The 19,469-nt window shown below is 56.6% G+C and carries 23 protein-coding genes; 8 read left to right on the forward strand and 15 right to left on the reverse strand.

What is annotated here, in order from left to right; genetic code table 11:
- Positions 1 to 154 precede the first annotated feature (154 nt).
- Positions 155 to 1,045 (forward strand): ferredoxin:protochlorophyllide reductase (ATP-dependent) iron-sulfur ATP-binding protein, encoded by an 891-nt coding sequence (gene bchL, locus SYN8016DRAFT_RS05620; protein ID WP_006853355.1) that lies wholly within the window; start codon positions 155 to 157, stop codon positions 1,043 to 1,045.
- On the opposite strand, the gene SYN8016DRAFT_RS05625 is transcribed toward bchL, so the two are convergent.
- The 3 genes from SYN8016DRAFT_RS05625 to psaM all read right to left on the reverse strand — a co-directional run bounded on the left by SYN8016DRAFT_RS05625 (position 1,046) and on the right by psaM (position 2,635).
- Entirely contained in the window at positions 1,046 to 1,996 is a 951-nt protein-coding gene (locus tag SYN8016DRAFT_RS05625; RefSeq protein ID WP_006853356.1) for a protochlorophyllide reductase, read from the reverse strand.
- 86 nt (positions 1,997 to 2,082) lie between these two features.
- Positions 2,083 to 2,469, reverse strand: coding sequence for a hypothetical protein (locus tag SYN8016DRAFT_RS05630; protein WP_006853357.1), 387 nt, complete (start codon positions 2,467 to 2,469; stop codon positions 2,083 to 2,085).
- 61 nt (positions 2,470 to 2,530) lie between these two features.
- Positions 2,531 to 2,635, reverse strand: coding sequence for a photosystem I reaction center subunit XII (gene psaM / locus SYN8016DRAFT_RS14450; RefSeq protein ID WP_071778033.1), 105 nt, complete (start codon positions 2,633 to 2,635; stop codon positions 2,531 to 2,533).
- Between the two features lie 79 nt (positions 2,636 to 2,714).
- Here psaM and SYN8016DRAFT_RS05635 point away from each other — a divergent pair, with 79 nt between their 5' ends.
- A complete protein-coding gene (locus SYN8016DRAFT_RS05635) occupies positions 2,715 to 3,206 on the forward strand; it encodes a CRR6 family NdhI maturation factor (protein ID WP_006853359.1) in 492 nt (163 codons plus the stop codon).
- A 117-nt stretch (positions 3,207 to 3,323) separates the two neighbouring features.
- Here SYN8016DRAFT_RS05635 and SYN8016DRAFT_RS05640 read toward each other — a convergent pair whose 3' ends face one another.
- Positions 3,324 to 4,091 (reverse strand): sulfite exporter TauE/SafE family protein, encoded by a 768-nt coding sequence (locus SYN8016DRAFT_RS05640; RefSeq protein WP_006853360.1) that lies wholly within the window; start codon positions 4,089 to 4,091, stop codon positions 3,324 to 3,326.
- A gap of 7 nt (positions 4,092 to 4,098) precedes the next feature.
- Here SYN8016DRAFT_RS05640 and SYN8016DRAFT_RS05645 point away from each other — a divergent pair, with 7 nt between their 5' ends.
- The gene (locus SYN8016DRAFT_RS05645; RefSeq protein ID WP_006853361.1) at positions 4,099 to 4,935 is read left to right on the forward strand and encodes a ligase; all 837 of its coding nucleotides are present in this window, start codon (positions 4,099 to 4,101) and stop codon (positions 4,933 to 4,935) included.
- On the opposite strand, the gene SYN8016DRAFT_RS05650 is transcribed toward SYN8016DRAFT_RS05645, so the two are convergent.
- Positions 4,845 to 6,110, reverse strand: a complete 1,266-nt coding sequence (locus SYN8016DRAFT_RS05650) for a site-2 protease family protein (RefSeq protein WP_006853362.1) — start codon at positions 6,108 to 6,110, stop codon at positions 4,845 to 4,847. The two genes, SYN8016DRAFT_RS05645 and SYN8016DRAFT_RS05650, sit on opposite strands and share 91 nt — an antisense overlap.
- 74 nt (positions 6,111 to 6,184) lie before the next feature.
- Between SYN8016DRAFT_RS05650 and SYN8016DRAFT_RS05655 the strand changes: the two genes are divergently transcribed.
- Complete coding sequence (locus tag SYN8016DRAFT_RS05655) at positions 6,185 to 6,868, forward strand: phosphoribosylanthranilate isomerase (protein WP_006853363.1); 684 nt, start codon at positions 6,185 to 6,187, stop codon at positions 6,866 to 6,868.
- A gap of 25 nt (positions 6,869 to 6,893) precedes the next feature.
- Positions 6,894 to 7,391, forward strand: coding sequence for a hypothetical protein (locus tag SYN8016DRAFT_RS05660; protein ID WP_006853364.1), 498 nt, complete (start codon positions 6,894 to 6,896; stop codon positions 7,389 to 7,391).
- A 43-nt stretch (positions 7,392 to 7,434) separates the two neighbouring features.
- On the opposite strand, the gene folE is transcribed toward SYN8016DRAFT_RS05660, so the two are convergent.
- The 6 genes from folE to SYN8016DRAFT_RS05690 all read right to left on the reverse strand — a co-directional run bounded on the left by folE (position 7,435) and on the right by SYN8016DRAFT_RS05690 (position 12,783).
- Entirely contained in the window at positions 7,435 to 8,178 is a 744-nt protein-coding gene (gene folE / locus SYN8016DRAFT_RS05665; protein WP_006853365.1) for a GTP cyclohydrolase I, read from the reverse strand.
- Between the two features lie 12 nt (positions 8,179 to 8,190).
- Positions 8,191 to 8,898 (reverse strand): SDR family oxidoreductase, encoded by a 708-nt coding sequence (locus SYN8016DRAFT_RS05670; protein ID WP_006853366.1) that lies wholly within the window; start codon positions 8,896 to 8,898, stop codon positions 8,191 to 8,193.
- A 24-nt stretch (positions 8,899 to 8,922) separates the two neighbouring features.
- Positions 8,923 to 9,912 carry an acetyl-CoA carboxylase carboxyltransferase subunit alpha gene (locus tag SYN8016DRAFT_RS05675; RefSeq protein WP_006853367.1) on the reverse strand — a complete coding sequence of 330 codons (990 nt, stop codon included), beginning with the start codon at positions 9,910 to 9,912 and terminating at the stop codon, positions 8,923 to 8,925.
- Between the two features lie 20 nt (positions 9,913 to 9,932).
- Complete coding sequence (locus tag SYN8016DRAFT_RS05680) at positions 9,933 to 10,979, reverse strand: long-chain acyl-[acyl-carrier-protein] reductase (protein WP_038013443.1); 1,047 nt, start codon at positions 10,977 to 10,979, stop codon at positions 9,933 to 9,935.
- Positions 10,980 to 11,137: 158 nt separating this feature from the next.
- A complete protein-coding gene (locus SYN8016DRAFT_RS05685) occupies positions 11,138 to 11,866 on the reverse strand; it encodes an aldehyde oxygenase (deformylating) (RefSeq protein WP_006853369.1) in 729 nt (242 codons plus the stop codon).
- Between the two features lie 71 nt (positions 11,867 to 11,937).
- Positions 11,938 to 12,783, reverse strand: coding sequence for a creatininase family protein (locus SYN8016DRAFT_RS05690; RefSeq protein ID WP_006853370.1), 846 nt, complete (start codon positions 12,781 to 12,783; stop codon positions 11,938 to 11,940).
- Positions 12,784 to 12,839: 56 nt separating this feature from the next.
- On the opposite strand from SYN8016DRAFT_RS05690, the gene SYN8016DRAFT_RS05695 reads away from it, so the two are divergent.
- Genes SYN8016DRAFT_RS05695 through pgeF form a run of 3 tightly spaced genes read left to right on the forward strand, consistent with a single transcriptional unit; the run spans position 12,840 to position 15,867 of the window.
- Positions 12,840 to 14,141, forward strand: coding sequence for a S1 RNA-binding domain-containing protein (locus tag SYN8016DRAFT_RS05695; RefSeq protein ID WP_006853371.1), 1,302 nt, complete (start codon positions 12,840 to 12,842; stop codon positions 14,139 to 14,141).
- On the forward strand, positions 14,141 to 15,052 hold the full coding sequence (locus tag SYN8016DRAFT_RS05700) for a Tab2 family RNA-binding protein (RefSeq protein WP_006853372.1): 912 nt from the start codon (positions 14,141 to 14,143) through the stop codon (positions 15,050 to 15,052). The genes SYN8016DRAFT_RS05695 and SYN8016DRAFT_RS05700 overlap by 1 nt, the downstream gene beginning before the upstream one ends.
- Complete coding sequence (gene pgeF / locus SYN8016DRAFT_RS05705; protein WP_006853373.1) at positions 15,049 to 15,867, forward strand: peptidoglycan editing factor PgeF; 819 nt, start codon at positions 15,049 to 15,051, stop codon at positions 15,865 to 15,867. The genes SYN8016DRAFT_RS05700 and pgeF overlap by 4 nt, the downstream gene beginning before the upstream one ends.
- Here the strand turns inward: pgeF and SYN8016DRAFT_RS05710 are convergent.
- From SYN8016DRAFT_RS05710 to SYN8016DRAFT_RS05725, 4 genes are read right to left on the reverse strand one after another with little or no spacing between them, the layout of a single operon-like run.
- Positions 15,859 to 17,538 (reverse strand): NAD(P)/FAD-dependent oxidoreductase, encoded by a 1,680-nt coding sequence (locus SYN8016DRAFT_RS05710; RefSeq protein ID WP_006853374.1) that lies wholly within the window; start codon positions 17,536 to 17,538, stop codon positions 15,859 to 15,861. The two genes, pgeF and SYN8016DRAFT_RS05710, sit on opposite strands and share 9 nt — an antisense overlap.
- Before the next feature lie 5 nt (positions 17,539 to 17,543).
- Entirely contained in the window at positions 17,544 to 18,776 is a 1,233-nt protein-coding gene (locus SYN8016DRAFT_RS05715) for an ABC transporter substrate-binding protein (protein ID WP_253909785.1), read from the reverse strand.
- A gap of 48 nt (positions 18,777 to 18,824) precedes the next feature.
- The gene (locus SYN8016DRAFT_RS05720; RefSeq protein ID WP_006853376.1) at positions 18,825 to 19,043 is read right to left on the reverse strand and encodes a GIVxVP protein; all 219 of its coding nucleotides are present in this window, start codon (positions 19,041 to 19,043) and stop codon (positions 18,825 to 18,827) included.
- 1 nt (position 19,044) lies between these two features.
- A complete protein-coding gene (locus SYN8016DRAFT_RS05725; RefSeq protein WP_006853377.1) occupies positions 19,045 to 19,467 on the reverse strand; it encodes a hypothetical protein in 423 nt (140 codons plus the stop codon).
- Between the last annotated feature and the right edge of the window lie 2 nt (positions 19,468 to 19,469).

The raw sequence follows: 19,469 nt of genomic DNA on the forward strand, positions 1-19,469 counted from the left end.
GTACTCATTGACCCAGCTATTTTCATGCCAATTCGCCCAATCCTCGTCAGTCTTTCAACACCATCAGTCCTGATGTTTCGATCACGAATTGAAAGCTGACTGTTCAAGCTTGCTGAAGTTAAATGAAAACAACACCCACGAAGCAGGTCTCTGCATGACCACAACTCTCACCCGTCCGGCGGATGGTGACGGCAGTGTTCAGGTCCATCAGGACCCGGGGACAAAGATTGAGGAAGGCGCTCTTGTCATCGCCGTCTATGGCAAAGGTGGCATCGGTAAATCCACCACCTCTTCGAACCTCTCTGCCGCGTTTTCAAAACTGGGCAAACGCGTGCTCCAGATTGGTTGTGACCCCAAGCACGACAGCACCTTCACCCTCACCCACAAAATGGTGCCAACGGTGATTGACATCCTCGAGGAGGTGGACTTTCACAGCGAAGAACTCCGCCCCGAGGACTTCATGTTCACGGGTTACAACGGGGTGAAATGCGTCGAAAGCGGGGGGCCACCCGCAGGCACCGGTTGCGGCGGTTACGTCACCGGCCAAACCGTGAAGCTGCTGAAGGAGCACCACCTTCTCGAAGACACCGATGTCGTGATCTTTGACGTGCTTGGCGACGTGGTTTGTGGTGGCTTCGCTGCACCCCTTCAACATGCGAACTATTGCTTGATCGTGACCGCCAACGATTTTGATTCCATCTTCGCGATGAACCGAATCGTGCAAGCGATCCAAGCCAAGGCGAAAAACTACAAGGTGCGCCTCGGAGGCGTCGTGGCCAATCGCTCCGTTGATACGGACCAGATCGATAAATTCAACGAAAAAACGGGCCTACGCACGATGGCTCATTTCAAGGATGTGGATGCTATTCGACGTTCACGCCTGAAAAAATGCACCATTTTCGAGATGGACGAAAACGAGGATGGCGTGAAAGCTGTTCAAGAGGAGTACATCCGCTTGGCCAGCAATATGCTCAATAATGTTGAACCATTGGAAGCTGTGTCCCTCAAAGACAGGGAGATCTTTGACCTTCTGGGTTTCGACTGATCAGAGACCCACGAGTTTCATTGAAAGCTCCCAAACCCTACGGGCGACATCTGGATCTGTCGCCTTGTCGGACAATTCTTGGCTGAATTGCTTGCCATCCTTTTTTTGACGATTGCCCCAACTCCAATGCACACCTGACTGGCTGAAGTCAGGATTCGCCACCACCATCGCAACCCGCTCACCAGCTAGAGACTGAGAGACATAACCGCCCGTAATCTTTTTTTGAAACCAAGGGAAAATCACTTGAAAGGCTTTCGGGGTGTTGCGAAATAAAGGCGTGTCAGCCACACAACCTGGATAGAGAGACGTGCAGCTGATTCCGGTATCCGCGTGGATCCGTCGATGAAGTTCCTGAGTGGTGATCATGTTGCACAGCTTGCTGTCTTTGTAAGCCTTTCCGGGCTTAAATTTTTGGCCACTCGCCATCGCGATTGGATCGAGGAAGCCAGCTTCGAAACCTGAGAGGTCACCAAGATCAGCTGGAGCTGGAATGGGGATTTTCCCTCCAAGTTCCTTGGAATTAGCGGTCACTGTGCCAAGGATGACAATCCGTTTTGAGGGATGGGTAGACGCCTTCAAGCGATCAAGAAGAAGCTGAATCAACAAGAAATGGCCCAAGTGATTGGTGGCCATCGACAGTTCATACCCCTGCGGCGAGCGCTTGGGCTGTTTCAACTTCGGCTCGTAAACCGCCGCATTACAAACCAAAGCATCCACTCCGCCGGGAAGGCTCTCCACCCCGTGGCGGACACTCTCGAGATCTCCTAAATCCATCAGGATGTGATGCAGGCGATCGCGGGGAATGTCCAGCCGATCAGCAGCGCCAGCAGCACGCTGAGGGTTCCGATTGGCCGTGATCACGGTCCATCCCTGACGAACCAACGCCTGCGTGGCATTCAAGCCCACACCAGAGGTTGTTCCAGTAATGAGAACGGTGCCTGGGGTTCCCATCGCGAGATGCCTTTATCTGATCCCAGTTTGACCTTTCAAGTGTCGTTGGCGGCGAATCTCAAAGAGCCACTCAAAGAGCCACGGCTTCAGCGCCAGATAATGCGCAAACGGTTTGGAGCAATCCATTGATCCTGTTCATCCATCAGGCGATCTCTGCCGCCGAGGGTGAACAAACGGTCAAACCGTTGCTGTAGGCCACGCAGCTTGTTGGTCTCCACATCCACAACAGCAGCCAGCTCTCCATGGCGGTCTAAGCGCTCCTGGTAAGCCATCGAAAGCCTGACAAGACTGACGCCACCAAGGCTGATCAGACCAATTTTCACTGCTAGTGCCAGGCCACTGCACAGCATGTCTCTGCGATCGCCCTGACTTTGAATCAGGGCGGCACGGGTCACAGCATCGACCGGTTCCTTAGCAGAGCGATCAGATGACTTGGATCGTTGTCGTGTTGGCGATGAAGCTGCCTTAGCCATATCCGCTTTTAACGCAGCGGAGAAAGACTGCAAGAGCCCATCGCTCAACCCATACGTCCGTTCACGCCCGATACAGGCTCACACAAAGGCGAACAGCCAACACGCCGGCATGGGCAGCCACCACTAAAGCGATGAAAATCTCAGTTTGAGTAATAGAACTGACCATGACGGATGCGTAACGCTCCTCCATTCTTTCTCCTCACCCCCTCTACAAGCCATCATTCGCAAAGGCCTGTCACACCCCCATGGATGCCCAAAGCCGAACGCAACCCGTTGTTATCGATGCCGTTGCCATTCAGACGCTTGATCTCAGGGCGCTGAACCCATGGATGGAACGGCCGCTCACAGATCTTCTTAGCGATGGTGCGGGGTTAGAGCTGCAGTACAACTGGCCGCGGGATGCCGACGATCCCAGAGAGCTAAGTGAATGCCCGGAGCCCCGACTTTGGGCCCTCAGGGCCGATGCCGTGCACCCCTGGCTCCCGCTCGTGCTGGAGCGATCTGGCGGAAGCCTGATCCAACACGTGGCGATGGTGGTCCCCCACGACTTCAGTCCCAGTGAAGGGATTCGCTTCGACCCTCAAGCCCTGGAGATCTGGATCACCCACCGGTTCATGCTTCTCGATCACCTGGGGAAACACCTTCCCCAATCTCAGCGGGGCAACTTGCTCCAGATGGCCGCCACCATTGGCTACGAAGTGGATGCAGCGTTCTGGACTCTCCTTGATCAACGCTGAGGGAGATCGCGCGTGGATGGTGATCGGCTGCTGGCCGCCTGTCGCAATGCTTGCCCTTACGGCCTTGAGTTCAACATCTGAGTCAAGCCATCTGGGAAGCGGGCGTTGGCCCCAGAATCACCCAAGGAGCGCAAGCTGGAATGCTCGGCGAGCACTATCCAACGCCAACAGAATGGCCAGGCCGCGCAGCATCCAGGCCAGCCGATCAGCCCTCACATCGTCCAAGCGCGAGGCACTCCACTGAGCGCCCACTGCAGCCACTCCCCCCAAGAGCAAACCCAGGGTGGGTTGTCCTCTCCCTTCAGAAAGAAACTGAAGAGATGCCGCCGCCGTGGAACACGCCACTGCCACCGTGCTCAATCGGATCGCAAGTCGAATGGGGACGGCCAACCCACGAACCATCACGGGCACCATCACGAGCCCACCGCCCAAGCCCAGCATTCCGCCGGCGAATCCCGCCAAGCCACCGACGGATGTCAGTCCTGGCAGAGAGAAGGTCTGATCCAGCTCAGATTCCGAATCATCCGGACGGGACTGAATCGTGCAAGCCAAAAACAAATAAAGCAGTGATTGCAGCGCTAACAAGTGCCATCCATCGACCAAACGCCCCAGGCGGCTGAAGACAAGGGCCGTCACAAACGCGGCGATCCCAATGGCCCATCCAGCCGGAGCAGGCACCGTTCGCGCGCGTAGATGGGTCGCCGTGCCGCTGATCGCTGTCGGCACAATGGCGAAGGTGCTTGTCGCCAGAGCCTGATGGGGTGTTAATCCCATCCAGAGCAACAGAGGAGCGAAAATCAACCCACCGCCAATCCCCAGCAGACCAGCCAAGCCCCCGGCAAGCAGTCCCAGAGGCACCACCAGGAGCCAATCCAAAATCTCCATTCCGGCCATGTCGATTCCTGCATCCTGCCGGTCTGAGTTCGGAACCCACGGCCGACTGATCCCAACGCTCGCCGGCAGCGGTCCAGAACAGATGGCCTTTGACGCCCTGTTGTTGGAGCATTGCCAAAACACAAACAACCCTGGCCCCGTGCTCCGCTTCTATCTCTGGGAAGGGTCCTGGCTGTCACTCGGGCGCCATCAAACACCACGGTCGAATCATTGGCTAGATCTGGTGAAAAGCGGACGCTTAGCCATGGTCCGACGCCCCAGCGGTGGAGGCGCTGTCCTGCATGGTGGTGGACTCACCTACGCCTTGATCTGGCCGCATCCCCCCCGACAACGCCGCGAAGCCTATCGCCGTGTGAACAGCTGGATCGCATCTGGATTAGCCCGACTCGGCCTCGAGCTTCACCCAGGAGATGACCCGGCCCTCGCTGGAAGCCGAAATTGCTTCGCCAGCGCCACCACGGCGGATTTAGTCGATCCTGCGGGGCATAAACGCATCGGCAGCGCCCAGTTTTGGCAGAGGGGGCACCTGCTGCAGCACGGTGAAATCCCCTTGGCCCCCTCCAAACAGCTTTGGCAAGACGTCTTTGGAACGGCTCCACCCTGCTGGCAGCCCTGCGCACCTTCGGCGGCCAGCGTGGAAGCGGCTCTGACCGAAGCCATTGCCGAGCTTTGGCCAGGACTCAGCTGGGACGTGACGCCAATCAGCAGCAGGGAGCGGCAGCTGATCACCGAACGGGCGGCTGGTTATGAGGTCAACGAATCCGAGGTCTCATCCAACATTCCAGAGGCACGCATGGACGTAACCGCTTGGAGAAGCGGTAAGCCAAAGGGATAGTCGTTGCGGCGCCTTGAGGCTTCGAGCAAGGGTGGCGGCAATTTGAGGGACAGCCCCTTCAAAACCGCTTCGCCCACATCACTGCGATCCAGAGTTCCGGAGGGAAGCCCCGCCGCACCCGTAACAAGCAGTCGGCCATGTTCACTTTGCTCGAGGGCAAGCACGGCCTTCCAAAGGGGAGCCGACTCTTGAAGAGAAGGGAGTTCAGCGAGCGGGCGCATGTGCTCACCAACGGTTTGTTGATCCCAGTACTGAACCGATAAGTCCTTGAGGGGCTGATCGGTCACATACCCGATCCAGCGCCCAGAGCGGCAAACCAGCACCCAGTCGGGCAGCAGATCACTCTCCGACTCAGCGCCTCTCAGACGCATTTGGCTCAGGCTGCGCAAGCTTTGATCGGCTTCCAACACCCGGTAACGCTTGGAGGAGGCAGGTCCTACACGCAAATTGATCAAGAGCTGCTGCAGCGCGAGGGTCTGAGACTGGGAGCGCGAGGCTCCCATGCCAAACCAACCCAGCATCACCAGCCAAAGGCCTGTGAATCCCCCACCACGAAGGAAGATATAGACCCCGATCATGATCGCGCTCAGCGACAGAAGACGTCCTGTGGCCGTCGCCACCTGAATCCCGCGGCGTTGGCTCCCCGTGAACTGCCACACAAGCGCTTTAAGGATCAAGCCTCCATCAAGGGGCAGTCCCGGCAAAAGATTGAACACTGCCAAGACCAAATTCAGGGCACCAAGCTGACCAACAAGATTGCCCAGCAATGGATTGGCATGGGTTGCAGCGTGCTGACTAGCCAACAACAAACCAGCCAAAGCAAAGCTGACGGCTGGTCCAGCAGCGGCCACCCGAAAAGATCCCATCGGCGTAGAGCATTCCCGTTCCACGCGAGCAACGCCACCAAGCAAAAACAGCGTGATGCTGTTCACCTTGACCCCTTCCCTTAGGGCGACAAGGGAATGGCCTAGTTCGTGCAAAAGCACGGAGACAAACAGCAGGAGTGCCGTGGCCAAACCCAACATCCAGCTAAGGAGTGGCGCACCAGACCCTTCTGGAAGAGCCGCGGCCTGTTGCTGAAAAGCAAGGGTGAACAACACCAAAATGATGAACCAGCTGGGGTGAACCCTCAGCGGAATGCCGCGAATCTGCATCAGCTGCCAGCCTTCGCCCATGGGCTCCTCCTTTGGGCACTGCCGTGGCCCGATGATTCAATCCTAGAAAGGATCCACCCGAGCACCTCGATCGAATGTCCGATGCGGCTATCGCTCTGAAGATCTGTGGCCTCACCGATCGCTCTCAAGCCTGTTCGATCGCAGCGATGGGAGTGCAGGCGATCGGGGTGATCGGCGTTGACAACACCCCCCGTTTCGTCGAGGAGCCGCTCCGACGATCCATCTTTATGGAATTGGAAAAGCAACATTCCGACGTTGAGCGTGTCTGGGTTGTCGCGGATTGCTCCGATCACGCCATCCAAAGCGCCCTTCAAGGGGATGGCACACCAACCATCGTTCAACTGCATGGATCGGAAACGCCAGAGCGCTGCCTTGAACTAAAGCAGCGCCATCCAACGGTGCGCTGGTGGAAAGCCCTGAGACTGCGCACGGAACAAGATCTGCGTGAATTGGGCTCCTTTGAAACCCATAGCGACGCCCTTTTACTCGATGCCTGGAGCCCTGATCAACTTGGCGGCACCGGCCATCGACTGGACCCAAACTGGTTCACCCATTTGGATCAGCAGCTCCAACCAGACACCATCTGGTGGTTGGCTGGAGGAATCAGCGCTGAATGGGTCCCTGACCTTCTCGGACTGGTTTCCCCCTATGGACTCGATGCCTCAAGCCGACTGGAAACGAAGCCGGGAGTGAAAGACCTGGACAAAGTTCGCGCCCTTGTTCAAGCCGTTCATGACAACAGACCACTTCGGCAATAAGTTGCCATCAACAAGACCAATTTCCATGGCCTATCGGGCTGCAGCATCTGTATGTCTTCTCGCGTGGATCAGTCTTTTGCCTGCGGCCACGCAAGCGCAAGGAATGCTTCCAGGTTGTCGCCTCGAAGGCGGGAGTTTGCAATGCGTGCCTGGTTTAACAGCAGATCCTCAACAGCAAATCAATGTTCTCAATAAGGAGATCTCAACAGACGTCCAGGCAGAAGGTCGGATCAAACAAACGATCCAAGGACTAAAACAATTTGTCCTGATCGGAGAGGCGAGAGAAGGACAACTCATCAAGACAAAATTTGATCTCCAGGGAGAACAAATCAACAGCGTTCATATTCACTGGTACCAACGCCAAGGGGATGGCCATTGGAAACTCGTCTCTGATCGCAGCGAGGAAACCTATCAAATCAGCCAAGACGACCAAGGCTCACAAATCATGGCCGTGATGGTCGTTGCAACCAGCGATGGCGAAGTCCAGCGGGTGAGCAGCAACGTGATCGGTCCGATTCGATAAAACCGATTCAACCGCGCTGATCACCCTCAGCTCAAATGAACAATCAGGTGCTAAGCATGGCTTCCTGTTGGCGCACAAGCTCGAAAAATTCTTGCTTGAGGCTGGGGTCATGACGGAAATCACCACGAACCACTGAATTCACCATGCTGGTTTGCGGTTCACGCACACCTCTCCATTTCATGCAGTAGTGCTGAGCCTTGATGATGATGCCCAAACCCTGAGGAGCACAGAGCCGTTCAATTTCGTCAGCAAGGATCATCACCGCTTCCTCTTGGATGTGCGGCCTTGAGAACACCCAATCAGCCACACGGGTGAACTTGGAGAGACCAATCACACGATCGCCAGGCTTGATGCCGATCCAGCAGTTCCCCATGATTGGGACGAGATGGTGGGAGCAGGCAGAGCGGACGGTGATGGGGCCAACGGTATAAATCTCGTCGAGCTGCTTGACGTTGGGGAAACTCGCCACCTTGGGTTGATGGTGATAGCGACCCTTAAACACCTCACGGAGATACATCCGAGCCACACGCTCGGCCGTTTCAGCTGTGTTGTGATCATTTTCGATATCAATGACCAGGCTGCGCAGAAGCTCCCTGACACGATCAGCAACCTCTATCTCGAGTTCATCGAGCTCACCGGTTTGGATGAATGCCGCAACGTTGTCATTGGCCAGGAAAGAAACACCCTGATCGATGAGACGCTGGCGAATTCTCTGAGAAACGGGTTGAACTTCAGCATTCAGTGAAGTCAAAGTGCCGTTGGAGATAGCTGGAATTGTAGAAGTCATGTCAGGGGTGTTTTAAAAGGCACCAGTAGCTGGCATCAAAGTGAGGTCTTCAATAATTTGTGTGGACGGTTGCTGCGCAAGATGAAGAAGCGTAACAGCAGCTTGCTCGACTGGAAGCATGGCACGCCGGTCAAACGTGCTCTGAACCGTTGGAGAATCCCAAAGTGACGTATCAACAGCACCGAGGGTGAGCGTGCAGGCACGAATCCCGTGCGCCCTTTCCTCTTCAGCAAGGCAGCGCGTGAAGCTGGCTAAGGCGGCCTTCACCGTGCAGTACGCCCCCCAGTCCGGGAAAGCATTTCGTGCGGCATGGCTACTGATGTTGATCACAAGTCCTCCTTGAGGACGCATGGCAGGAACCACAGCAGCGCACATCTGAAACACGCTGGTGAGGTTGAGTTGCATCAGCCAATTCCAGCGATCCAAGGGCATCTCAAGCAGCCCTCCGGTCCAAGCAGCGCCAGCATTGTTAATCAGTACAGACGGTGTAAGCCCCTGACTGAGCAAGGTTGCCACCCCTGAAGCGATCTCCTCAGGTTTGGTGAGATCAACAGCTCCGTACACGATGCGTTGACCCGTTGAAGCCAATTCAGACGCTAGGGATTGGAGAGAAGCTTCGTCTCGCGACAGAAGGATGAGATCCCAGCCAGCTTCAGCAAACGTAAAGGCAGCACTGCGGCCAATGCCGCGTGATGCTCCGGTAATTAGTACAGAGGGCAATGAGCCTCAGCGATCGCGGCAATCCTAAGAAGCTGAATCAGCATCTGACGCGGTGGGATCAAGGAAGCGGCCCATCGCCCGGAACTTTCGGTAACGCTGATCCCGCAATTCTTGGGGCGGGAGTGCTGAAAGCTCAGCAAGATTTCGTTCGAGAGCTTCCCGCAGCGTTGCTCCTGCCTCAAGTGGGGCCCAATTGTTTCCACCTGACGGTTCTGCAAGCACCTCATCCACCACGCCAAGGCTGAGTAAGTCTTTGCCGGTGATGCGCAACGCCGCCGCTGCTTCCGGTGCTTTCGCTGCATCACGCCACAGAATCGAGGCGCAGGCCTCAGGACTCGCCACCGTGTAGACGCTGTGTTCGAACATCAGCAGACGGTCAGCAACACCGATTCCAAGAGCACCGCCAGATCCCCCTTCCCCAATCACCGTGGCGATGATGGGCACTCTCAGGCGGAACATCTCGCGAAGGTTGACGGCAATCGCCTCCCCCTGGCCCTGCTCCTCAGCCAGCAAGCCTGCATAGGCACCAGGCGTGTCGATAAAAGCAAGAATGGGCAGGCCAAAACGATCGGCATGCTCCATCAATCGCAGGGCTTTGCGATAACCGCCTGGGGTCGCCATCCCAAAGTTCCGAGCCACGTTTTCCTTGGTGTCACGCCCCTTTTGATGGCCTAATAAGACCACCGAGCGATCACCCAACCGACCGAGGCCACCCACCAAAGCCTGATCGTCGCTCCCGCGACGGTCACCATGGAGCTCAACCCAGTCATCGCAAAACATCTGAATGAAATCCAGAGTGCTCGGACGATGAGGGTGGCGAGCAACCTGAATTTTCTGCGCTGGAGTCAGATTTTGAAAAATCTCTTCGCGTCTGCGAGCAGCAAGGGTTTCCAGCTGAAGCAACTGCTGGCTTACATCAACTTCTGAATCCCTTGCCAACTGGCGGATCTGCTCAATCTGCTGTTCAAGCTCAATCAGGGGCTTTTCAAACTCAAGCAGGGGGCGACGTGCCATGAAAACCAGATCTGTGAACGTCAGGCAGCGGCAGCCTGAAGCTGCCCCTGAAGGTTGAGCGTGGTGAAACCGTGCCTCATCGAGGCAGCACCAATGAAGTCCATTTTTTCAAGGGTGATGTTGTTCCTACCCCAGCTGAAGTTGGTGTGGCAAGCCTCAAATTCGAGAAGAATGGCTTCAGCGAAGCAAGCAAACATCTGCCGCTGAGGCTTCTCCATTTGCCATTCAGCATTTTCCATCATCGTCCAGCCGATATCGGACACAAATTCAACGATGCCTCCTTTAAGAATGTGAACGCCTTTTCCAGCCACCCTGGAATCAAGGTTCTTCGGATACCCACCGTCAATCATCAAGCAGGGTTTCTGTAGTCGATCCGCATCAATTTCCAAGGTGCGGGGCATGCTCGCTACCCAGGCAACAACATCAGCCTCAGGAAGCGCTTCATCCAGGCTGAGGATGCGGCCCCCACCTAATTCCTGTTGCAGGTCTTGCAGGGGCTGCTGCTGACGAGCGACCATCAGCAGCTCTTTAACTCCAGTGCGCTTGGTTAACCAACGGCAAACGGCACTTCCGATATCTCCAGTGGCTCCCACCACCGCGACCCGAGCCTTGCTGAGATCAATGCCAAGCAAAGGAGCATTGATTTCAACTTGTCGACTGATCACCCAAGCCGTATGGGTGTTTCCAGTCGTAAACCGTTCCCACTCCAGGGTGGTGCTGCGAATGGTTTGATGCTTGAGCAGGTTGAAATTCTCAAAAATAATTGAGGTAAAGCCGCCTAGAGCAGTGATATTGATGCCTTTCTTCTGAGCTAGCTCCATGGCGTTCAGCACCTTGCGTCTTGCCGTTTTGAAGCGGCTCAGCATTTCGGGCACAAAACACGAATCGATATAGGCCCCTTCGATTGTTTTTCCAGTCAGGCTCGTGACTTCCAGATGCTCGACCAACTGAGGGGGAGCACTGCACCAGACATCCAGGTCACCCTCTGCAATGTGATCGAAACCCAGCTCTAAAGCTTTACGCCTAGCAGCTTCAAAACTGGTGGAATGTCCGATCAGACCAAACATGTGCTGCCGACGGTCGTACTTAGAAGTAGGGATCCGAACCACATGCACCGATAAGGCGATGGGATTCGAACCCACCTAAGCACGGGTCGGGTTCAGGATGAACGGACAGGAACGAAATTGACGCCCGCCATCCGTCCATCCTCAGGGTTAAAACCCAGTTAAACCGTAAGAGCTGCTGCCGCCATGCGAGCGATATCCCGGGAGCTGAAACCGATTTCGTTCAAGGCTTCCTGATAAGCGATCAAAAAGTCTTCGATCAAATCTTCCTTTTCCATGTGCAGGACAGAAGCATCAGCAGCCACCTGCTCAAGCATCGAGCGAATCAGCGGAAGATTCACCTTGTTGGCTTCCATCAACTCGTCGCGGCTTGCCTCGAAATTGGCCTTGAGCCACTCTTGTCCGTAGTTGAGGTGGGTGTATTCGTCCTTAACGACCCCCTCGGTAATTTTGCGCGCGAAGGGGTCAGCAACAGGGATGTAGATGTGATAGGCCGAAATCGCGAAGGCCTCGATCAAGAGGGCCTGAATCAGCAGGCAGGTCACCACCTTGCCCTCTTTGAGAGCGGATTGAAAATTGCCATGCAAAGGAGCAAAAAACTCCTGAGCGAAGGGCATATCAGCCACAACGTTGAGGTTTTTTGCACAGGCGGTAAAGCCCTTCATGTGCTTCATTTCCATCTTCGCCAGCTTGGCGAGTTCCTCAGCCTGATCAGGGATCAGCGTGCCTAAGGAGATGTAATTGTCATGAGCTTCCTGCTCACCTTCGATCACGATGGCGTTGATGCGGCTATAGGCATCCTTGTAAGCATCCGTCGTGAAATCAGGTAGCTCTGCCAAACCCTGCTGATCATCGAGCACAGCGACTGCTGTGGAGTCAAGGGTTGACATGATTCTCTTCCGGTTATCAGCAATGCTGACGACTGTAACCAGTGTTCACCTCAACAGACGTGCTTGAAGGGTCAGTTGACAACCGCAACAGGTTGAGAAGGGGGCCAATTACTGGCCAACAAACTGCCAAAGAGATTGGCCCAATGGCTCACCAGGCAGCGTTCCAAGGCTTCCCCAAGTTCGGCACTGGCTGCGCGTGAATCACCGATCACACCACTGCTACTGAGGTCAGATGTCAGCCAGGCCGTAGGGGCCGCTCCTTCCAGGCTCCAACCAGGAGGTGGAGTGGCGAGAGAGGCGGGCTGGCGATGGTCACCGTCGACGGGACGAGCCTCCCCCACCAACCGCGGCTCAAGAGCCAGCATCAAACTGGTTTCAGCCTGCGCGGCATGCAATCCGCCCCGTAGCTCTTCCTCAGGAATCAACGCAGCCAAACCAGATACGCCACTCCACAAGAAGCAGGGAAGAACCGCCATAGATGGCGACTGAACACGAAGTTCCCTTGCCGCAGCCTGAAGCAATCCAATCTGCCCCCCATGGGCGTTGAACAACACCAAGCGCTTCACCCCTTGGGCACTCAACTGCGTTCCCACCTCGATGATCAGTTGGGTCAACAAGCCCGAGGACACGCTCAAGGTTCCAGGAAAGCCTGCATGCTCTGGAGAAAATCCAATGGATTGTGAGGGCAGGCTCCAAATCGGAGCATTTGCTGCGAGCTCTGACAACACAGAGGCGAGGATCCGCTCAGAAAACAGAGCATCGGTGGCAAGAGGGAGATGGGGGCCGTGTTGTTCAAAAGCGCCCATCGGCCAAACCACGGTGGAACCGGATTGCTGTAAGGCTTTCTCCGCCTCTGGCCAACTCAAGCTGTCCAAGCGCCGTGTGGCGGAAAGACCCAAGTGAGCTTGTGCAGTCATCGGCCGACACGCCTCCCATTTGCTGCCAGACTGACTGATCGAGGACATTGAGACCCATGGCGGGATCAGAAAGCCAACAATCCATGGACAGCAAAGGGCAAAGCCCGGCAGCTCAGCCTCCGCGCAAGCCCCTGCAGGTGATGCATATAAGTCGCAAAGACGAACAGGATCGCCTTCGGCGTGAGGCAGAAGAAGCGAGGACGGCCGCCGATGCCGCGATGGCACGGGCTGTTGAATTAGAGAAAGCGGCGCAAATCGCTCAAAACACCACGGCTAGGCCCCCCATGGCCCCAACGTCGTCGTCAACGGCGGCGGCAAAGCCATCAGTCGTTGACGACGACGATTTGCGCTTTGGGACGGATGAGCTCAGTGGCATGAGCATGGCTGATCTTCTTGGCCCATCCGACTCCAATTCAAAATCCTCGAAATCCAGCCCACGGCCTGCCAAAGCCTCCAATCGAAGTGTCGACGACTTTGACTTTGACGAGGGTGCTTTCTTGGCAGCCCTCGATGCCAACGAGCCGGTGGGCACCACAGGAGAAGTGGTCACAGGAACCGTCATCGGGATGGAAAGCGATGGTGTCTATGTCGACATCGGGGGCAAAGCCCCGGGCTTCATGCCCAAGAACGAATGTGGTCTGGGAGTGATCACCAACCTCAAGGAAAGATTCCCCAAGGGCCTTGAGATTGAAGTATTGGTCACGCGGGAACAAAATGCTGATGGGATGGTCACCATCAGCTGCCGCGCGCTCGCCCTGCGTCAAAGCTGGGACAAGGTGAAGCAGCTTGAGAAAGAGGGCAGGGTTTCTCAAGTGAAAGTCACCGGTTTCAACCGTGGTGGTGTGACTTGCGATTTGGAGGGACTACGAGGCTTCATCCCCCGTTCCCAACTGCAGGATGGTGAAAACCACGAAGCATTGGTGGGCAAAACCTTGGGTGTGGCCTTCCTCGAGGTCAATTCTGAAACGCGGAAATTGGTCCTTTCCGAGAAGAGAGCTGCCACTGCCGCCCGTTTCTCAGAACTAGAGGTCGGACAACTGGTGGAGGGTCATGTGGCGGCGATCAAGCCCTATGGACTGTTCGTGGATCTCGGAGGGATCAGCGGACTTCTGCATCAATCAGCCATTACCGGAGGCAGCATGCGCTCGATGCGCGAAATCTTCGATCAAGGCGACGCTGTCAAAGCCTTAATCACGGAATTGGATCCTGGTCGCGGCCGAATCGCCCTGAACACAGCCATGTTGGAGGGACAACCTGGTGAATTACTTGTCGATAAAGACAAAGTGATGGCAGAAGCAACCGATCGAGCCAACAGGGCTCGTAACGTCCTGAAGCAACAGGAACAATCAGCTGGATGATGTCCGCCGAACAGATCCAGAACGATGGGAGTGAACGTTCAAGCGGAATCCTTTCAGGCGACTGGGAACTCGATTTCTATTCCAGACCGATCCTCGAGCCTGATGGGAAAAAACGTTGGGAGCTGCTGATCGTCAGCTCCCCCTGCGAAGGGACAACATCCAGTTTTCGCTTCGAAAAACGCTGTCCTGCGAGCAGTGTTAATTCCACCTGGTTAACTAGCGCTCTCACAGAAGCCATGGCGGCAGCTCAACAGCAAGGCTGGGCCGTTCCTCGAAAGCTGCGTTCTTGGAGAAGCTCCATGCGCACCATGGTTCAGAGAGCTGCCTCTGAACTGGGCCTCGAGATGGTTCCAAGCCGTCGCACCTATGCCCTATTCGATTGGATCGCTGAGCGCGAACAGGATCTCTACCCCAAGGAAGAGGGGTACATGGCAGGTCCTCTTGCGCCCCCTCCTGTCCCGGTCAGCACGCCTCCTCGTCCGCTACCTGAGTCCGTGCGGGGTGATGCCTGGAATTGGGCCGAACTTCCCGCCGCATCCCTGCGCGAAGCCACCGGATGGCCCATCGGATTCCGAGGCCTGCTCCCCGTTCCCAACACCATTAACGATGACCAAATCATCCCCGGCTTGCGCCTGTTCAGCCAAACCAGGGGATTAGCCCTCGCTGGACTGCTCGGTGGAATTGAACCGGTTCGTCTCAGAGTGAGCGGCACCCAACTCCTCCTGGAGGCCGGTCAGGATGACTGTTGGCTTGTGAGCGATCTCAGCTCAGAGGAAGCCGTCCACGTCTCAGCACTGATGACACAGGCAGCAGAGCATGCTGACGGTTTGCAGTTCATCGCTGTTCAAACCTCCCCAGACGCCGAGCGTTTTGAAGGGTTTTGGATGCTGCGGGATCAAGCAGAACCATGACCACTGCTGCCGAACCATTCCGTCAGCCCGACAACCTGTTCAACACCCTGGAGCATTGGACATGGGTGGGCTGCTACGGCGGCTACTACCTCACCTCGGATGCGATGCAGGCCGCAGGGTTCGAACATGGATTTTTCACCCGTCTTTGGCAAAACCGAGGGCCTGATGCCTTAGCGGCCTATCTATCGGCTGGAGTGAGTGTCCATCGCCCCCAACAGGTTCACGGCAACCGAGTTCTGAATGCTGACGAAGCCAGCGCGTCTCCCTGGCCTGAGGCTGATGGTCTGGTGAGCAACCGTGGTGGCCAAAGTCTCTGGGTTTGCGGTGCCGATTGCACCCCCGTACTGCTTGCAGACCCCACGATTGGTCACGTCGCCGCTTGTCATGCAGGCTGGCGAGGGGTCGCCAGTGGCATTCTTCCTGCGGCCATTCGGCGTTTAACAACGCGAGGAGCGAAGCCGGAACAGCTGATTGTGGCCCTTGGTCCAGCCGTCAGTGGGGCTCTCTATCAGGTTGAGACAACCGTGGCGGAGCAGGTGGGACAAGCCCTCGATTCCGATCGTTCTCTCAAGCTCAGCGACATGGAAGCTCTGGGGATCCTTCTGCCCGATCCAGAGCCAAACAGGTGTCGCCTCGATATTCGTCTTGCCGCCCGTGAGCAACTGCAACGCTGCGGTATTCCAGATCAACAGATCAGTCTCTGCCCTCTCTGCACCGTTTCAGAGCCAAGCCTCTTCCACTCCTGGCGTCGCGATCAAGTGAAAGCGGTGCAGTGGAGCGGAATTGTTGGTCAAGCTGCGGACTCCTCAGAGTGAAGAACCCAGCCGCAAGCCCACAGCCTCTGCGACACGAATGCCATCAATCGCTGCTGAAAGAATCCCCCCCGCGTAGCCAGCCCCTTCGCCAGCAGGCGTGAGACCCAGCGTATTAATCGACTCGAAATGGTCGTCGCGAGGAATTCGCAGGGGAGACGATGTGCGGGTTTCCACTGCTGTTAACAACGCATCGGGATGGTCATACCCTTTAATGCGACGAGCAAAGAGAGGCAAAGCTTCCTGCAATGCCGTCACCATCGGCATCGGCAAAAGGCTGCGTAAATCACTTGGTGACACGCCAGGTTGATAAGAAGCGCCGATGGCACCGAGTTCCGTTGTGGGCCGTCCGGCCAAGAAATCCTGGAGCCGCTGCACCGGGGCGCTGTAATCAGCCCCCCCTAAAACAAACGCTTGTTGTTCCAGCGCCCGCTGGAAAGCAAGACCGGCCAAGGGATCCCCCGGCCAGGCGGCGTAGGCCGCCAAGTCCTCCTGCTCCACAGGAACAACCAAGGCTGCGTTGGCATTGCGCTCGTTGCGTGAATGCTGGCTCATGCCATTGGTCACCACCCGGCCCGTCTCGGACGTGGCTCCAACCACTAATCCGCCAGGGCACATGCAAAAGCTGTAAACACAGCGACCATTAGCCGCATGGTGAACGAGCTTGTATTCCGCGGCGCCGAGGAGGGGATGGCCTGCATTCAGCCCCCAGCGAGCTTCGTCGACCAACGCTTGGGGATGCTCAATGCGAAAGCCGACCGCAAAGGGCTTGGCTTCAAGCGCGACGCCAGCCTGCTGAAGCATCTGGAAGCTGTCTCGGGCTGAATGCCCTGGAGCCAACACCACCTGACGACAGGGCAAGGACGTCCCATCCGCCAAGGACAAGCCAACCACTCGCTGGGACTTCCCTGAAGCATGATCTGAACCAGGAGGTCCCGCGCAGGGTTCCAGCAAGAGCTGATCCACCCGACTGCCGAAACGAACCTCCCCACCGAGCGCCTCGATTTTGGCCCGCAAGCCCCGCACCACCGTGGCCAATTTGAAGGTGCCGATATGGGGTCGGTGCTTCGTGAGAATCTCACGATTGGCACCACAGGCCACCAGTTCTTCCAGAACTTTGCAGCCGTAATGATCAGGATCACTGACCTGGCTATAAAGCTTCCCGTCCGAAAAGGTTCCGGCACCGCCCTCGCCAAACTGGGCATTGGATTCCGGATTGAACCCAGCGGTTCGGCGCCAAAATCCAAACGTATCCGCCGTTCGTTGTTTCACGGGCTGTCCCCGTTCGAGCAACAAGGGGCGAAACCCCATCTGAGCCAGAAGAAGAGCCGCAAAGTAACCACAGGGGCCAGCGCCGACCACCACAGGCCGCTGCTCGGAGTGCCCGCCAATCCCTTCCGGGGCACGGGCGACATAGCGGTAATGAGTGTCTGGGGTTGGACGAAGTCTTCGATCGCCGTGCCTTCGGCGCATCAGCGCCGCCTCACCATCTAAGGCAACATCCACGGAATAAATCAGCTGAATGCGATCGCGACGACGGGCATCAACACTCCGCTTCACCAACTGACAATCGAGAAGGCGCGCCCGTGGGATCTTGAGGTATCGCAGCACCGCTTGCTCCAGATCATCGGGGCCGTGATCCAGCGGAAGACGGAGCTCACTAAGACGCAACACCGGCTTTAAAGGCTCCCATCACGATCAGCGCCCGACTGCGGAGCGATCAATCGCGTGGTTGCCGTTCCCGATGGGATCTGTCCGGGTCTCAAGGCCAGATCACTGGCAGCCCCTGCTAGACGAACGGGCTGACCTTGCTGGCGCAGAGCGATCGCCTCACACAAGGGCTGAACCTCAGCATCCGGATCAAGCCAACCGATGGGGTCACGGAGACCTTCCTCTGATACGGGCGCGGGCGCAAGCATGGACAGAGCCACAAGACGGGCCGCATCAAAACCAGAGGCCGCTAAGAGGTCAGGAGCCTGCCCCCAACGCTGCTGATAAGAGGCTGCGAAGGAAGACCAACCGGGACCATGCGCCGGTTGGTCAGGGATCAATTGTGCCCAAGGTTTTGGAGGCACGGCATCAAGACGGATCACGGGCATCAGCCAAATCCTCCCCGGTGTGGCAGGCGAAGCTCCCCTCAGCCGACCATCGGTCTGGGCTTGATCCAAGAGCATCGCCAACCGACTAGAGGGATCAGCGGCCAGAGCAATGGCAGCAGGACGTTTCCAAGCCAGATCTTGGATCAATTGGTTCACCGCGGAGGCATCATCAGCGTTGACCTGCTGAACGAGGGCCTTCTCATAGGTTTCCACCTTGCCTCCCAGTTGCTTGAAAGCCTCCGTATAGGCATCCACCATCTCTGCAGCGCGATCAGCAGGATCGGCAACCACCATGATTCTTCGCCATCCCTGCGCCAGGGTGTCGGCAGCCAGTTGGTCGATTTCCGACTGCTGGGAAGGGCTTAAAGGATGCAGCAATCCCTGGGGATCAAGCGGCACCAATTGATTTAAAGACGCACCGCGCTGATAGGGAAGAATCACATTGATCTGGTGATCCTGGGCGAGTCGAGAAAAACGAGGCAGTTCCGTCGCAAACGGCGCAATCACTAAAGAACGGCTGGACCCTAGAAGGGGAGCCGGATCGTCATCGAGACCGACCGTGCGCCACTCCACAAGCGAGGGAGAAGATCCACAGGCTCGAACCTGCTCTTCCCCGAGAGCAAAACCTTGACGAAAAACCGCATGAGCAGGCTGATACCCATCTGACATGAGCGCAAGCACGGGGGCTCTTTCCTGCGTGCTAGCCGCGAGAGCTTGGCATCCCAGCAGGCTTGCCGCCACGATCAAACCATGACCGATGGGGAGACCTCTGAAGAGCTTCCCCCATCCCGAATCAGAAACACGGTCACTCATGGGGACCTCAGCTGGAGGGGTCATGAGAGAAAGGGTCTTTGTCGAAATTTAGGGAGATGGATCCGTTTCGTCCTCTTTTGTCTCAGGATTTGTCGCTGGGATCAACAGGGCGAGCAAACCTGCTGCCAACAGCAGCCCTCCCAGTCCGAGAGCAAGGGATTGATTTTCTCCAGGCACATCACCCCAGACCGCCGTACTAAAAAAAGCGGCTGATAGAAGCAAGCAGGGCACCATCACGATGCCGGCCGCGAAGCGATTTTTTCCCATCTCAGCCTGCGGGGCAACTTGAAGTCGCCAAACCGGTTTCTAGCAGGGAACCCCCAAGGTCCTGATCGGCATCGAGAGGGGTCACGCGGGCAATCAAAACACCATCTTCATTTCCCTCCGGACGCAGGTTCACCCGTTTGCGTCGCGGCACGGATTTTTTCAAAAGATCGACAGCAGCCGCTTCATTGACAGGATCGACTGCAATACAAGCCAAACGAACGCTGTAATTGCGGTTGCTATCTCCAATCTGGAGAAGCGTGGACGAACGCACCTGTAACACTTCTGCGGCCAGCGATGGCAATGGTGAAACCACCAACACGACCAACAAGATCAGAAGACTGGAGCAAAAACGGATCACAGACTCGCTGCGCAAGCGCTGCAGAAACAGTGGTCGCTGGCTGGGAAGGCGAAAACATCCGGACATGA

It is taken from the genome of Synechococcus sp. WH 8016 (assembly GCF_000230675.1).
In the GTDB taxonomy this organism is placed as follows: Bacteria; Cyanobacteriota; Cyanobacteriia; order PCC-6307; family Cyanobiaceae; genus Synechococcus_C.

Bases quoted from the DNA above. Each gene is read 5' to 3' on its own strand.
- bchL (WP_006853355.1), top strand. From the start codon at position 155: ATGACCACAACTCTCACCCGTCCGGCGGATGGTGACGGCAGTGTTCAG.
- SYN8016DRAFT_RS05625 (WP_006853356.1), bottom strand. From the start codon at position 1,996: ATGGGAACCCCAGGCACCGTTCTCATTACTGGAACAACCTCTGGTGTG.
- SYN8016DRAFT_RS05630 (WP_006853357.1), bottom strand. From the start codon at position 2,469: ATGGCTAAGGCAGCTTCATCGCCAACACGACAACGATCCAAGTCATCT.
- psaM (WP_071778033.1), bottom strand. From the start codon at position 2,635: ATGGTCAGTTCTATTACTCAAACTGAGATTTTCATCGCTTTAGTGGTG.
- SYN8016DRAFT_RS05635 (WP_006853359.1), top strand. From the start codon at position 2,715: ATGGATGCCCAAAGCCGAACGCAACCCGTTGTTATCGATGCCGTTGCC.
- SYN8016DRAFT_RS05640 (WP_006853360.1), bottom strand. From the start codon at position 4,091: ATGGAGATTTTGGATTGGCTCCTGGTGGTGCCTCTGGGACTGCTTGCC.
- SYN8016DRAFT_RS05645 (WP_006853361.1), top strand. From the start codon at position 4,099: ATGTCGATTCCTGCATCCTGCCGGTCTGAGTTCGGAACCCACGGCCGA.
- SYN8016DRAFT_RS05650 (WP_006853362.1), bottom strand. From the start codon at position 6,110: ATGGGCGAAGGCTGGCAGCTGATGCAGATTCGCGGCATTCCGCTGAGG.
- SYN8016DRAFT_RS05655 (WP_006853363.1), top strand. From the start codon at position 6,185: ATGTCCGATGCGGCTATCGCTCTGAAGATCTGTGGCCTCACCGATCGC.
- SYN8016DRAFT_RS05660 (WP_006853364.1), top strand. From the start codon at position 6,894: ATGGCCTATCGGGCTGCAGCATCTGTATGTCTTCTCGCGTGGATCAGT.
- folE (WP_006853365.1), bottom strand. From the start codon at position 8,178: ATGACTTCTACAATTCCAGCTATCTCCAACGGCACTTTGACTTCACTG.
- SYN8016DRAFT_RS05675 (WP_006853367.1), bottom strand. From the start codon at position 9,912: ATGGCACGTCGCCCCCTGCTTGAGTTTGAAAAGCCCCTGATTGAGCTT.
- SYN8016DRAFT_RS05680 (WP_038013443.1), bottom strand. From the start codon at position 10,979: ATGTTTGGTCTGATCGGACATTCCACCAGTTTTGAAGCTGCTAGGCGT.
- SYN8016DRAFT_RS05685 (WP_006853369.1), bottom strand. From the start codon at position 11,866: ATGTCAACCCTTGACTCCACAGCAGTCGCTGTGCTCGATGATCAGCAG.
- SYN8016DRAFT_RS05690 (WP_006853370.1), bottom strand. From the start codon at position 12,783: ATGACTGCACAAGCTCACTTGGGTCTTTCCGCCACACGGCGCTTGGAC.
- SYN8016DRAFT_RS05695 (WP_006853371.1), top strand. From the start codon at position 12,840: ATGGCGGGATCAGAAAGCCAACAATCCATGGACAGCAAAGGGCAAAGC.
- SYN8016DRAFT_RS05700 (WP_006853372.1), top strand. From the start codon at position 14,141: ATGTCCGCCGAACAGATCCAGAACGATGGGAGTGAACGTTCAAGCGGA.
- pgeF (WP_006853373.1), top strand. From the start codon at position 15,049: ATGACCACTGCTGCCGAACCATTCCGTCAGCCCGACAACCTGTTCAAC.
- SYN8016DRAFT_RS05715 (WP_253909785.1), bottom strand. From the start codon at position 18,776: ATGAGTGACCGTGTTTCTGATTCGGGATGGGGGAAGCTCTTCAGAGGT.
- SYN8016DRAFT_RS05720 (WP_006853376.1), bottom strand. From the start codon at position 19,043: ATGGGAAAAAATCGCTTCGCGGCCGGCATCGTGATGGTGCCCTGCTTG.
- SYN8016DRAFT_RS05725 (WP_006853377.1), bottom strand. From the start codon at position 19,467: ATGTCCGGATGTTTTCGCCTTCCCAGCCAGCGACCACTGTTTCTGCAG.